13 protein-coding genes and 1 tRNA gene are annotated in these 13,304 nt (G+C 65.0%); 6 read left to right on the top strand and 8 right to left on the bottom strand.

Features of this window, described 5'->3' with window-relative positions; all coding sequences use genetic code 11:
• Positions 1-3: 3 nt before the first annotated feature.
• Complete coding sequence (locus BFN03_RS16760; RefSeq protein WP_070379957.1) at positions 4-1,560, top strand: MFS transporter; 1,557 nt, start codon at positions 4-6, stop codon at positions 1,558-1,560.
• A gap of 93 nt (positions 1,561-1,653) precedes the next feature.
• A complete protein-coding gene (locus BFN03_RS16755) occupies positions 1,654-2,874 on the top strand; it encodes a serine hydrolase domain-containing protein (protein ID WP_070379956.1) in 1,221 nt (406 codons plus the stop codon).
• Between the two features lie 58 nt (positions 2,875-2,932).
• On the opposite strand, the gene BFN03_RS16750 is transcribed toward BFN03_RS16755, so the two are convergent.
• The 4 genes from BFN03_RS16750 to BFN03_RS16735 all read right to left on the bottom strand — a co-directional run bounded on the left by BFN03_RS16750 (position 2,933) and on the right by BFN03_RS16735 (position 5,621).
• Positions 2,933-3,589 (bottom strand): class I SAM-dependent methyltransferase, encoded by a 657-nt coding sequence (locus BFN03_RS16750; RefSeq protein WP_070379955.1) that lies wholly within the window; start codon positions 3,587-3,589, stop codon positions 2,933-2,935.
• 62 nt (positions 3,590-3,651) lie between these two features.
• Positions 3,652-3,921, bottom strand: a complete 270-nt coding sequence (locus BFN03_RS16745) for a hypothetical protein (protein ID WP_070379954.1) — start codon at positions 3,919-3,921, stop codon at positions 3,652-3,654.
• A gap of 116 nt (positions 3,922-4,037) precedes the next feature.
• Entirely contained in the window at positions 4,038-4,457 is a 420-nt protein-coding gene (locus BFN03_RS16740; protein WP_070379953.1) for a very short patch repair endonuclease, read from the bottom strand.
• A gap of 18 nt (positions 4,458-4,475) precedes the next feature.
• The gene (locus BFN03_RS16735) at positions 4,476-5,621 is read right to left on the bottom strand and encodes a DNA cytosine methyltransferase (protein ID WP_070379952.1); all 1,146 of its coding nucleotides are present in this window, start codon (positions 5,619-5,621) and stop codon (positions 4,476-4,478) included.
• Between the two features lie 209 nt (positions 5,622-5,830).
• Here BFN03_RS16735 and BFN03_RS16730 point away from each other — a divergent pair, with 209 nt between their 5' ends.
• Positions 5,831-6,418 carry a putative glycolipid-binding domain-containing protein gene (locus BFN03_RS16730; protein WP_198163283.1) on the top strand — a complete coding sequence of 196 codons (588 nt, stop codon included), beginning with the start codon at positions 5,831-5,833 and terminating at the stop codon, positions 6,416-6,418.
• 47 nt (positions 6,419-6,465) lie between these two features.
• Here the strand turns inward: BFN03_RS16730 and BFN03_RS16725 are convergent, their stop codons facing one another.
• On the bottom strand, positions 6,466-7,434 hold the full coding sequence (locus tag BFN03_RS16725; RefSeq protein WP_070379951.1) for a prephenate dehydrogenase: 969 nt from the start codon (positions 7,432-7,434) through the stop codon (positions 6,466-6,468).
• A gap of 49 nt (positions 7,435-7,483) precedes the next feature.
• Here BFN03_RS16725 and BFN03_RS16720 point away from each other — a divergent pair, with 49 nt between their 5' ends.
• Together BFN03_RS16720 and BFN03_RS16715 are read left to right on the top strand one after the other, a co-directional pair.
• Positions 7,484-8,023, top strand: coding sequence for a tRNA adenosine deaminase-associated protein (locus tag BFN03_RS16720; RefSeq protein ID WP_070379950.1), 540 nt, complete (start codon positions 7,484-7,486; stop codon positions 8,021-8,023).
• An 8-nt stretch (positions 8,024-8,031) separates the two neighbouring features.
• Entirely contained in the window at positions 8,032-8,490 is a 459-nt protein-coding gene (locus BFN03_RS16715; RefSeq protein WP_070379949.1) for a nucleoside deaminase, read from the top strand.
• Positions 8,491-8,595: 105 nt separating this feature from the next.
• On the opposite strand, the gene BFN03_RS16710 is transcribed toward BFN03_RS16715, so the two are convergent.
• Both BFN03_RS16710 and BFN03_RS16705 read right to left on the bottom strand, forming a co-directional pair.
• Positions 8,596-9,102, bottom strand: coding sequence for a hypothetical protein (locus tag BFN03_RS16710; RefSeq protein ID WP_157109639.1), 507 nt, complete (start codon positions 9,100-9,102; stop codon positions 8,596-8,598).
• Positions 9,103-9,338: 236 nt separating this feature from the next.
• Positions 9,339-12,056 (bottom strand): HAD-IC family P-type ATPase, encoded by a 2,718-nt coding sequence (locus BFN03_RS16705; RefSeq protein ID WP_070379947.1) that lies wholly within the window; start codon positions 12,054-12,056, stop codon positions 9,339-9,341.
• Positions 12,057-12,356: 300 nt separating this feature from the next.
• On the opposite strand from BFN03_RS16705, the gene BFN03_RS16700 reads away from it, so the two are divergent.
• Positions 12,357-12,447 (top strand) — tRNA-Ser (locus BFN03_RS16700).
• Between the two features lie 177 nt (positions 12,448-12,624).
• Here the strand turns inward: BFN03_RS16700 and BFN03_RS16695 are convergent.
• Complete coding sequence (locus tag BFN03_RS16695; protein ID WP_157109638.1) at positions 12,625-13,083, bottom strand: hypothetical protein; 459 nt, start codon at positions 13,081-13,083, stop codon at positions 12,625-12,627.
• Positions 13,084-13,304: the final 221 nt, after the last annotated feature.

Below are 13,304 nucleotides of genomic sequence, written 5' to 3'. Positions count from 1 at the left end.
GACGTGACCCGAACAGAACCGACTCGAGCGCCGACCAGAGCTGTGGTCGTCCTTGCGACTCTCATTCTCGTCGCAGCCGTCGCCAACCTGAACCTCTCGGTCGCAAACGTCGCACTGCCCGACATCGGCCGAGCATTCGACGCGAGTCAGACGCAACTCAACCTCGTCGCCGTGGGGTACTCGTTGGGGCTCGCGGCGTCCGTCCTCTATCTGGGTGCCCTGGGCGATCGATACGGGCGCAAGCAGATGCTGGTATTCGGCATGGCGCTGTCACTACCGGCGTCGGCGATCGCGGGATTCGCGGGCAGCGTCGAAATCCTGTTCCTCGGCCGCGTTCTCGGTGGGGTCGCAGCAGGGCTGGCCTTTCCGACGACGCTGGCGCTCATCACCGCGCTGTGGTCGGGCCCGCCTCGCACGAAGGCAATCGCCCTGTGGTCGGCACTGGGTGGAGCGATATCCGCGCTCGGACCGATCGTCTCGGGTGCGCTGCTCGAGAAATTCCCTTGGGGTTCGGTCTTCCTTGTGACCCTTCCCCTGGCTGCCCTTGCACTCGTGTGCGCCCTCGTCTGGGTTCCCGCCCACGTCAACGAGACGTCAGATCCCGTCGACAATCTGGGCGGCATCATCTCGGTGATCTTCATCGCCGCCCTCGTTCTGGCGATCAACTTCGCACCGGTGGACGGCGCGGGGGCTACCGCGATCGGGCTGGGTGTGATCGCTCTGGCTGCGGGGGCGGCATTCTTCTTGCAGCAACGCCGGGCGGAGCACCCGCTGTTCGACCTTCACGTCGCCGCCCGCCCGACGTTCTGGGTGGCCGCGGTCGCCGGGTTGGTGGTGTTCGGCTCGCTCATGGGCGCGATGTTCATCGGGCAGCAGTTCCTCCAGAACGTACTCGGCTACTCGACACTCGCGGCTGGCTCCGCGATCATCCCGGCCGCCGTAGCGATGGTCTTCGTCGCGCCCCGGTCCGCGACACTCGTCGAATCACACGGTGCCCGGTTCACCCTGCTGCTCGGGTACCTGTTCGTAGTCCTCGGGTTGCTGGTCGCGTTGGTGTGGTGGAACGAGAACGCGAACTACCTCGAGGTCGCTGCCGCCTACACCCTGGTGGGTATTGGGGTGGGTTTCGCCGGGACGCCGGCATCCCGCTCGCTCACCGGTTCGGTGCCCGTGTCGCGGGTGGGCATGGCGTCGGGCACGTCCGACTTACAGCGTGACCTCGGCGGGGCGATCATGCAATCGATCCTCGGCGCGGTGCTCACCGCGGGCTACGCCAAGTCGTTGTCGGCGGCGATTGCCGCTTCGCCGCAGGCGAGCCAGACTACACCGGAAACTCAAGCCGCGCTGACGAAGTCGTTCTCGAGCGCGGAAGTGCTCGCGGAACGCTATCCGCAGTACGCTGACCAGATCATCGCCGCTGCACGGACTGCGTTTCTCGCCGGTGACACCAGGGCCTACCTGGCCGCGATCTTGGTGGTGTGCGCCGGAGCTGCGCTGGTGTTCTTCTTCTTTCCGCACCGTGACGAGGAGAAGCGACTGCTCGCCGAGTATGCGAAGTGATGGGGCGGAATGTACCCTCAGGCGCGGTTGAAGCGTCGAAAGGTACTTCGCCCGGTAGTCGGGGAGTAGCTTCTGAAGAAGGGGGACCGAGTAGTGACAGCTCGAGTCGTGACCAAAGCGAATCGAAGACGAGGTCTGACGGCGGCTGCGGCTGTCTTGCTGCTGGTACTCGGGGCAGGGTGCTCGAACGGCCCCTCTTCCACGGACACCGCGGCGGTCACCACCGAGGCGCGGCCCGGTGCCGAACCGAATGCGCAGATCGATCCGGCTACGGCTGACGCCGTCGACGATGCGATCGAGAATGTGATGGCGACGGCGTCGATTCCCGGTGCGATCGTGGGCGTCTGGGGTCCGGACGGCGACTACGTGAGGGCGTTCGGAGTAGCCGACAAGACGTTGAATACTCCAATGAAGACCGATTTTCACAGCAGAATCGGAAGTGTCACAAAAACATTCACTGTTACCGGCGTATTGCAGCTCGTCGACGAAGGCCTCGTTTCCTTAGATGATCCGATCTCGATGTACGTCGAGGGTGTGCCATCGGGTGATGAGATCACCCTGCGTCAACTTGCCCGGATGCAAAGCGGGCTCGCCAACTACACGGAGATCGACGAGTTCCAACAGGCGGTGCTCGCGAATCTCGAAGCCAACTTCACTCCGCAGCAACTCCTGGACTATGCCTTTGCACGGCCCGCGACTTTTCCGCCTGGACAGGGATTGGAGTATTCCAATACGAACACGATTCTTCTCGGGCTTGTCGTCGAGAAGGTCAGTGGAATGTCGTTGCCGGAGTACCTGAGTCAGAAGATCACCCAGCCGATGAACATGGAACACACGAGTCTGCCCGTCACCAATGCGTTTCCGGGACCACATCCGACTGGCTACACCACCCAGACCGCTGACGGTGAGGAAGCGGTATCTACGGACTGGAATCCGTCATGGGGAGGGGCGGCGGGAGCGATGATTTCGACCCTCGACGACCTTCGCATTTGGGCTCCTGCCCTGGCTACCGGAGCGTTGCTGCAGCCGGAGACTCAGGCGCAGCGGCTCGAGACGGTGGCTGTGCAGGGTGCGCCGTCTGAGATCAGCTACGGGCTGGGGATCTTCGACGTTGGGGGCTGGCTCGGGCACAACGGCAGCATCCCCGGCTACCAGACCGTATCCGTGTATCTCCCGGAGAGGGAGACGACTCTCGTGATCATGATCAACACCGACATCCCATACGAAGGTAGTTCGCCGAGTGCGTTACTCGCGGAGGCGATCACGGAGATCATCTCGCCGGACAACGTCTTTCGTCTCGATGCCGGTATGTAGGAGGCGGACTCGTCCGTGTCGCGGACTCCCTCACCAGGCCCCATGAGCTGACCGATCGTCAGCCTCGACGAACGCCGTGCAGCACGGAGTCACGGATGGTGACCGGCTTCCCTTCGGGATCGAGCGCCTCGCGGGTCGGTTCCGCGCACACGAAGATGTCCCAGTCGTCGGGATCCAGCTCGGCGGCAATCTGATCTGCCGTGAACAGCAGATCCGGAAAATCGAGCCTGCGCACGGAGGTGTGCAAGTCGGACGGATGGTGGCCCACGACGAGGAGTCGCCCGCCCGGCCGCACGGCCGCCGCCAGGCGACGGTGCAGCACTCGGCGATCCGAAGAGGGCACGTGGATGAAGTGTGCCGACACGAGATCGAAGCGGTGGACGGGTGGCTCCCAGCTTCGGAGGTCGGTCTGTTGCCACGACGTGCGGTCCGCAATGCCGGCGCCCGCCTCGTCGGCCCGGGCGGCCGCGCGGGTCAGGGCGACCGGCGACACGTCCAAGCCGATGACGTTCCATCCGCGCGAGGCCAGCCAGATCGCATCGGCACCTTCTCCGCAGCCGACGTCAAGGGCGTTGCCGGGTGCGACATCCTTCAGCTGTTCGACAAGGTGCGGATTGGGATCTCCACTCCACACGGCGGTCGGCGAATCGTAGCGCGCGTCCCAGAACTCCTGGCTGCAGAGATCGGTCGCGTCCAGTTCAGGTTCATTGGTCATGGCACCACTGTGAGTGAGCAGACCAAAATTCCGATAATTCTATTGCCGAAACGGCAAAGAACTCAGGGGCTGGGGAACGTGTAGATGCGGCAGCCACTCATGTTCGCGGCCGATACGACCCCGTCGGCTGCCATGCGATCGCCCTTGTCGGCAAGGTTGTTTGCCAGTTCGGCCTGATCGTCGCAGTGGCTGCGGTCTGAGGGGTCATCTGGGGGGTTGCTGATGTATGTGTCACTCGCTGCCGCCACCGCGGAGGGAGCGATGCTGATGAGCGGAGCGACGACTGCTGCGATTGCAATCGCAGCCGACGTCAGAGTACGGCGAATCATCATCAACCTCCTCCTTCAAGGGTGACGTGGATTATGTGTGATGACTTAATCCTGCACTGATCTGTGGACGACCACCATATCTGGAAGGTGTAAGATCCGCGACACGTCGCACTGCGCGGTCACCGATCGGTCGTATCGGTGTCGTCCAAGACCCCCTGAACCCGGTCCGCGGCCGCGGCCGGATTCTCATGTTCCCAGACCCGGACCACCGTCCAACCGGCGTCCTCGAGTCGGGCGTCGGTGTCGCGGTCCCGGGTGACATTTCCGGCTAGTTTCTCCGCCCACCACTTGGCATTGTTCTTGGGAAAGGTTGCGTGCTCTGGGCAGCTGTGCCAGAAGCAGCCGTCCACGTAAACCGCCACCTTGCGGCGTGGAAATACCAGGTCAGCGCGACGTCGGATGCCCTTCACCGGGGCTCGGTCCACGAAGTAGCGGACTCCGCGCCGGTGCAGTTCTCGTCGGAGCGAGAGTTCGGGGGCGGTATCGCGCCGCCGCTGTGCTCGCATCCGGGCGCTGGTCGCAGGATCGGTGCTGGGCATCGCGGGACCGCCGGTGGCCTACGCCGCGGCTACGGGGAAGCCGCCCATGCGGTCGAGGTGGTTCTCGACATCGTCGATGAACCCGGGAACGAATCGCAGGTTGCCCATTCGCGCACGCTTGAGAAATCCCGCGGTCGCTCGCGCAGACAGAAGTCGTGAGTCCTCGAGGAACCCGCTGAGATCCTCGTACGGTTCTTGAACCGGCCAAGTGGAGGTGTGTACGCGGAATGCCCGACGGTTGCTGCCCCAGGCGGCGACCGGCCAGGTATCCCCGGGCTCGAGCGGAGTCTCGATACCCCGCTCGTATGCGTCGGATTCGAGCAATCGCCGCCCGACCCAAGACGCCATTCGCACGCTCACGGCGTTGCCTACCAGCCTCCACCTGTGGCTGTTGCGGAATCCGGGAACGAGCGCGGCGGGAGCGGACCAGTCCGGGTCGAAGCCCTGCAAGCGCTCGGCGTCCACGAGGCCGGGTGTCACGATCTCGCCCGAGGGCAATCGCACAGCGGGTGGGCTGGCGATACCGACAGACGAACCGCCCTTCAGGGTGGGAACCGCATTGACCGCCCAGCCAAGGCCTCGGGTGCCCTCGGTCCAGTAGAAGCCGCACGGAAACTCGGCGGGATCATCGATCAGTCGTTCTCCGGCATCCTCGCCGAACAGGACTGCGCGGGGGTCTTCGGTGCGCGAGGCAAGCATCAGGACACGCTGTCGACGCTGAGGAAGCCCGAAAGCGCGCGCGTCGACCACCCTGTATGCCCACATGTAGCCGAGGTCCTCGAGGGCGTCGGTGATGTGCCTCATAGCCGCCCCCCGGCCCAACTGCAGCATGAACGGAACATTCTCGATCAATAGCCAGCGCGGGCCCTTCTTGCGCTTCACCAGACGGAACACTTCGTCCACGAGGCCGGAGCGCGCGCCGGTGATACCGGCGGTCCTGCCGGCCTGCGAGAGATCCTGGCAGGGGAAACCGGCTGCAACGAGTTCGACGTTGCGAGGCAGGGAACGCAGTTTGGTGACGTCGGAATGTACTGGGACCTCTGCGAATCGGGTACGCAGAACCGCCTGGGCACCTGGGTCGATCTCGCACAGCATCTCGGTGTTCCAGCCGTGCTCCTTGAGGCCTAGCTCGAGCCCGCCGATACCGGCGAACAGGCCCACCATGCTCCCCGTTGACGTCACTGCACCCTTCCTCACAAACAAGTCAACAGAGAACGTTACTCGAGATATGCACCTGCTTTGACCAACGACCCGCGAATCTTCCCTGAGTGATGTACACGGATACCTTCTCGCCTAGGGGGTGCGGCAACTACGTCGCCCGCCAACTCAGGCCCACTGCCTCTGCAATTGCGTTCGTCGCTTACCGTAGACAGGTGAGCATCCAAGAGTCCGGTGCCGCGATGTGGCCCGCAGTGTTGACGTGGCAGGCGGAGAACGCACCACGAATGGAATCGGTGCGCGTCCAGCTCAACGGCGACCGCATCAAAGCCGCAGGCCGGATCATTGGGGGCGCGTGCGACGAGCACCCCGCGTTCAGTGCGTCCTACGACCTCGTCACCGACGAAAGTGGCGTCACCCGCAGATTGTCGCTGCGGACGGCCGTTGCGTCAGGTGAGCGGCAGATGTCGATCAGCCGGGACGTCGAAGGCACCTGGATGGTGGAGCACGGTGTCAATCACGTACGTTCCACGTTCGAGGGCGCCCTCGACGTCGATATGGTCCTCAGCCCGTTCTTCAATTCCCTCCCGATCCGGCGGTACGGGCTGCATCTGAGATCCGAGGACGTCGAGGTCCCGGTGGTGTATGTCAACCTGCTCGACCTGCGCGTCGAGGGTGCCATGCTCACCTACAGCAGCCGGCCCGACAGCATCCACGTGCTGTCACCGGTGGTGAGTTCGTCGGTGACCATCGACCGCGACGGGTTCATCATCAACTACTCCGGCCTGGCCGGGCGGATTTAGCGAGCCGACCGAGTCGTACCCGACGAGCCATACCGCTCGCCCGCGACTTAGAGGCGGCGAAGTCGCCCGCCCCGGCGACCCGCGTCGCGCATGCTGTCGATCCAGCCTGCCTGCCCCGGGACAATGCCGCTGATTTCCCAGGTCTCCTGGTTTTCGTAGGTTGTGCGCGCTGCGTGCCCGGCGTCGACAAGTGTTGCGGTCGACGACTGTTGCGACAGTTGCGTGCGCGCGTCCTGAAGTAGCATGAGCGCTTCGTCGAGTGCCGCCAGCAGAGCGTCGCGGTTGCCCTCGCACATGGCCCGGACGAGGCTCGGTGCGCTGGCGGCCACCCGGGTGCCGTCGCGGAACGAGCCCGCGGCGAGCCCGAGCGCCAGCGGCCCGCCACTGGCTCCCGCGACTGCGAGAGTTTCGGCCAGCAGGTGCGGGAGGTGGGAGATGCGGGCGACGGCTCGGTCGTGTTCGGCGGACTCCGCGGGGACGACGACGGAACCGCAGTCGAGCGCCAGTTGCGCAACCTGTGTCCAGATGTCGGGGTCGGCATCGTCGTCGGTGCCTACCACCCACACAGCGTCATGGAACAAGTCGGCGCTCCCAACGCTCCAGCCGGAGGCCGACGTTCCCGCCATCGGGTGCCCGCCCACGTACCGGTCGCCGAGCCCCTGACGGGCGACCGCCGCGGCAACTTCTGCTTTGACGCTCACGACATCGGTGATCGAGCAGTTCGGCGCGTGACGGGCGATCGCGGTGAGAGTTTCGGCAACAGCGGGCAGCGGAACGGCGATGACGATCAGCGCGGACTCAGCCGACGCGCGTTGGAGCACGGCAACCAGGTCGGTGTCGACGTCGAATCCGTCGGCCCGGGCCGCGTTGACGGACTGAGCAGATCGATTGTGCCCCCACGCTCGCCGGCCCGCGCGGACCGCCGCACGCAGCAGTGAACCGCCGATCAATCCCAGGCCGAGGACACACACCGGGGGTGTGAAAGCGTTGTCAGACACCCGACCAGGTTGGCACATTCGCGTGCGGACTTCATCTACCGACGCTAAGCGGGCTACCGTTGCGCTCATGGGTGTACAGCGCGCGGAAAACAACAGCGCCTCGTCGGAACGGGTAGGGGACCTGGAGGGCTTCGGTGTCGCAGTAGTGCGCGAGGACGGCCGATGGAAGGTCAAGGCCCTTGCTGCGGCAGCTCTGACCAGTCTCCGCGTCGCGGAGGAGGAGCTGAGGGCTCTACGTAGTGCGGGGGCATTCTTCGGTCTGCTGGACGTGGACGACGAGTTCTTTGTCGTGCTGCGGCCGGCGCCGTCGGGGACACGTCTATTGCTGTCCGACGCCACCGCAGCCGTCGACTACGACATCGCCGCCGACGTTCTCGAAGCGCTCAACATCGAGGTCCCGGACATCGATCCGGACGACCTCGACGACGTGGAGCCGTGGGGTGAGGGTGACATGTCGCTGCTCTCCGACCTCGGCGTGCCCGAACCGGTTCTCGCGGTGATCGTCGCCGAGACCGACCTCTACCCTGACGAGCAGCTCGGGATGATCGCGCAGCGACTCGGATTCGCAACCGAACTGTCCGGTGTGCTGGACAAGCTCCCGCGGTAGTACCCGTCATGACTCTCGAAGACGACGAGCGGATGATCCGCGCGGCGATCGAGGCGGCCCGTAGCGCCCCCGATGCCGATGTTCCCGTGGGCGCGGTGGTGTTCGATGAACACGGCGCTGCTGTGGCGCGGGCGGTGAATTCGCGCGAGGCGATGTCGGATCCGACGGCCCACGCCGAGATCATCGCACTGCGGGCGGCGGCGAGGGTCTACGGCGACGGGTGGCGTCTCGAAGGGGCAACCCTGGCCGTGACGTTGGAGCCGTGCACGATGTGCGCCGGTGCCCTCGTTTTGGCAAGGGTCGCGCGGGTTGTGTTCGGCGCGTGGGAACCCAAGACCGGCGCTGTCGGATCTCTGTGGGACGTAGTTCGAGACCGTCGTTTGACGCACCGCCCGCAGGTAAGGGGCGGCGTCCTCGAGGACGAATGCGCCGGCCTTCTCGAGGACTTCTTCCAGAACCGAAGGTAGCCCGGTTCCAACGTGTTTCACGTTGCCTTCTTGCAGGCTGCGCACATACAGCTCAGCCCCTCACCGGAAGCGGAGAATCCGGCAAGGGGCTGAAGCGTTGTCGGATCAGCTACCGAAGGCAGGGATCTCCGAGCTGCCCAGGCTTCCGTTCCCCACATAGAGGTACTTGGGGTTGCTGAGGGTCGGAGCCTCGCCGGGGTTCAACGCCGTCAGGCACGCACCGATGACGCCATAGTTCCCGGTCTCGAGGTCATCCACCGTGTAGGACTTCGTTTGCCCGGGGTAGACGCCCAAGAAGGTGCTTATGTCGTCGAAGGTCGGGAAGACGACAACGCCATCGTCGAAGATCGTCCACGGGTCACTGATGATGTCGGGAACGCTGGAGGCGTCGACGACCGCGGCATTGCAGTAGGCGAGGCTGACGCCCTTGTTCGGGTTCTCGATCGTGATGTTGAGGGTCGTACCGGTCGAGGACGCCGTCACCTCTGGGGCCTTCACGTCGACCAATCCAGCGGCCGAGGCAGTGGCCGGTGTAGCGAGCGTGACGGTTGCGGCAGCAGCCGCGGTGGTCATCGCAGCGGCCGCGAACTGCTTCATGCGAGCAGCAGGCATGGGTTCTCCTCTTGAGTCTTGTGACAGCTGAGTCTTCCGACTGTCATCTCCTGATTGCCTGATTCACCCTTTTCGTTAGGGCTGAACACTAGTGGGGCTAGTGAGGCATCAGTCACGGAAGATAGCAGACCGTTTGGGAAACGTTGGAAATACGTGTCCTGATAGAACTTCACGGTCCCGGGGTTGGCTCACACGGAGTGTGGGTCATCCCATGGCGGACCCGCCGCTGGTTCCGGTTACACCGCAGAGGCGCCACGCAGGCGTTTGTCGACGGCAACGATGGCCGTGGCTACAGCGGCGATTGCCGCCACCCGAATCCAGGTGTCCCACCCGACTGGCGCCGTGTCGAATATGAGATTGGCACTGGGTAGATAGGTGATCGCGGCCTGCGCGATCACCTGGACGGTGACCCCGATCAACACCCACCGATTTGTGAAGAATCCCAGCCGCCAAGGCGACTGGGTCAACGACCGGCAGCTGAACAGGTACAGGATCTCGACGGCCACAACGAGGTTGACGGCCGCGGTGCGTGCCTCCGCGAGTTCGGCCCCGGTCGACAGCTCCCACTGGAACAGCCACCAGGTCCCCACTACCAGCACTGTCGAGACCAGCAGGATCCGCAGTGTCAACGCAGAGGTCAGCAAGGGACGGTCCGGGTCGCGTGGGGGCCGGGCCATGATGTCGCGTTCCTTCGGCTCGAACGCCAGCATGAGGCCCAGCACGAGTGCGGTCGTCATGTTGATCCACAGGATCTGCACCGGCAGGATCGGCAACGTCAGGCCCCCGAGAATCGCGACCAAGATCACGGCGCCCTGACCGACGTTCGTCGGAAGAGTCCACGCGATGAACTTCGTGAGGTTGTCGAAGACGCCCCGCCCCTCCTCCACGGCCGCCTCGATCGTGGCGAAGTCGTCGTCGGTGAGGACCATGTCGGAGGAGTCCTTGGCTACCTCCGTTCCGCTGCGCCCCATCGCTATGCCGATGTCGGCGCGCCGCAACGCGGGCGCGTCGTTGACCCCGTCGCCGGTCATCGCCGCCACGTGCCCGCGGCGCTGTAGTGCCTCTACGAGTCGCAGCTTCTGCTGCGGCGACACTCGCGCGAACACCGATGCGCGGTCGGCGGCCTCTTCTAACTCCTCGTCCGTCATGTCGGCGAGATCGCGTCCCGTGAGTGTCGCGTTGTCGGCAGGGGATTGGTCGGTCAAACCGATGCGCGAGGCGATCGCGGTCGCGGTGGCGGCATGGTCGCCGGTGATCATCTTGACCGCGATGCCGGCGCGCCGACACGCGCGCACCGAGTCGGCGGCCGAGGCTCGGGGTGGATCGACCATCGCTTGCAAACCGGTGAACAACAAGGTTCCGGGCAGTTGGTCGGGATCCGGGTCGGCGGGATCGGTTGGGTCGTCGTCGCGGACAGCGGTCGCGAGCACACGCAATCCCCGGTCCGCGAGCTCCGAGGTGGCCTGCAGGATCTCTTCCGCGGCGAGGGAATCCATCTCGCCTGCCGCCGACATTTGCCCGCGGCACAGGGCGAGGACCTGCTCGACCGCGCCCTTGACGACGACGACCGGCGGGCCGTCAGGGCGGGTGTGCCGCGTCGCCATGTAGCAGCGGTCCGAGCTGAACGGAATCGACCCCGTGCGTGGCATGTCCGAGAGGGTCCGATCCTGGTCGTAGCCCGCCTTCGCGGCGACCACGACCATCGCGCCTTCCGTGGGGTCGCCGACCACCGACCATTGCCCATCCTCTGTGCCGCTTAGAGAGGCGTCGTTGCACAGCAATCCGGCCAGCAACGTCCACCGCAGGGCCGCGTGCGGATTCGGGTCCACGGGAGCCCCGGTGGAGTCGACGATGTCACCTACGGGAGCGAACCCGGAGCCGTGCACGTCGACGACGAGATCCGGTGTCCACACGGTTTGCACGGTCATCTGGTTCTCGGTGAGTGTGCCGGTCTTGTCCGAACAGACCACCGTCGTGCTACCGAGAGTCTCCACTGCGGGTAGGCGCCGGACGACGGCACGCCGCCGTGCCATCCGACCGACACCGATCGCGAGGGTCACGGTGACCGCCGCCGGCAGACCCTCGGGAATGGCACTCACCGCCAGTGCGACTGCGGCCGTGAATGTGTTGGTCTCCTCGGCGGCGCGCAGCAGCCCGGCCACGAAGGTGACCGCGGCCAGAGCGACTATGACGACCGTGAGAACTCGACTGAACCACGCCAACTTTCGAGTCAGTGGTGTGGCCAGGGTGTCGGCCGCACCGACGAGACGGTGGATTTCGCCGAGCTCGGTGTTCGCACCTGTCGCGACCGCGATGCCGGAACCCGTCCCCGAGGTGACCAGGGTGCCCGAGTAGAGCATGTTGCGTCGGTCTGCGACGACCGTGTCCGGAGGGAGGGCCACTTCGTTCTTCGAAACCGGTGCCGATTCGCCGGTCAGCGACGACTCGTCGGCACTGAGTTCGGTCAGAGTGATCATCCGCATGTCCGCGGGAACCCTGTCGCCGGCCTCGACGACAACCAGGTCGCCCGGCACCACGCGTTCGGAGGGCACAGACCGCACCTCGCCGTCACGAACCACCCGGGCTTCAGTGCGGATGAGGGCGCGCAGTCCCTCGAGTGCCGCCTCGGCCCGCGACTCCTGGACGAACCCGACTATCGCATTGACGATCACGACGGCGAAGATGACGCTCGAGTCGACGACCTCTCCGAGTGCCATGGTCACGACCCCGCATACCAGCAGCACGTAGATCAACGGGTTGTGGAACTGTCTCAGCCATCGCATGAGCAGGCCGGCCCGAGCAGGTCTCGGCAAGGTGTTCGGTCCGAACTGGGCGAATCGTTCGCGGGCCGTCTGTTGGTCGAGCCCACTTTGGGCGTCGGTCGACAAGAGTTCGACGACCTCGTGGGGCGTCAGCTCATGGTGAGTGGCCGGGGGAGTGAGTGCACCGTACATGTCCTCATCGCACCTGTCGGTATGGCTGCATGGCCGCAGCTACCTCACGTTATCGCGCCGATGGGTAGGCAAGAACCCCCATGCCCACCCCGGGACCTCGAGGCGGAGGTGTGCGGCCAGCAAGGTTTATACGACTTCCTGTAGTAGATTGCCGCCGTGGGCGCGAATTGTCGAGGCCGCCCGTCGGTACGCCCGCAAGGAAGTGGCGTCCGACGCACTGCGTCGATGCGCCGCTGCCCGGCAAGAGTCTGCTCAACGGCCGATTTCGATCTCGGTCGCAAGTCCGGTAAAGTCTCCGGCGGTGGCGTGTCCGAGCGGCCTAAGGAGCACGCCTCGAAAGCGTGTGACGGGTAACCCCCGTCCGAGGGTTCAAATCCCTCCGCCACCGCCAAAGCCCCTCGCCTGTGGATACGGGTGAGGGGCTATTTTTACGCCGAGTCAGACTCCAGTCGACCGTCCCGCCCGGGAGTCGTCCAGATCACCACCACGGCGTAGCCAGCTGTTATTACCCGTGGCCGAACATGCTTCTGGCCCGACTATGTGATGGTGCCGGGCCAGGATGGGGCGGTTAGGAACTGCCGAGGCTGCCGGTCTCGGAACTGCCGAGGCTCCCGAAGATGCCGGTGTCGACAGGAATCGGGGCGGTAACCGGCGTCGGATCTGCTGTGTCGGCCTGCATCTCGATGTCACCCGTACCCCACCACTCGTCCGCGTTGGGGAAGTCGGCGCACCACCAACTGATCTTGTAGTCGCCGTCGGGCAGGGGTGCTGAAGTCCAAGACTCGCCGGGTAGGGCAAAGTACCGGACCGACGCCTGGAACTGCTCGATGTCGTCGTCCCAGGCCCGCCACTCGCAGCCGACGATCCCTGCGCTGTCGTTGCTGATGGTGACCCAGACGTCATTGCCCTGGACGTCGGCGGTGAGGTTGACGTCTCCGGCGGCGGCGTTGGCGGGCATCGCGAAGGCGATGGCGAGGAGCGGTGCGGCCAAGACTGCGGTAACGGCGGCACGTACTGGCTTGATCAAGGACTTCCCTTTCCCTCGTTCTCCGTATGCGGGCATGCGCCGGCGGAATCGCGAAAGAGTGCGAGCAAACCCCCCGGGGTATGAGGGAGGCTAACACCGAAGACGACCATCCTGAGGGAAGCCACGCCACGCCCGTGAAGCCGAGCCCACGACGCCCTCGCCGGCCCTGCGGGACTGGTGAACGCCAAGGGTTAAGGGGGTCGAAATCACTGCAAGTCTTA

This window comes from Rhodococcus sp. WMMA185 (assembly GCF_001767395.1).
In the GTDB taxonomy this organism is placed as follows: domain Bacteria; phylum Actinomycetota; class Actinomycetes; order Mycobacteriales; family Mycobacteriaceae; genus Rhodococcus_F.
This window is presented reverse-complemented; position numbering and strand designations above follow the sequence as displayed.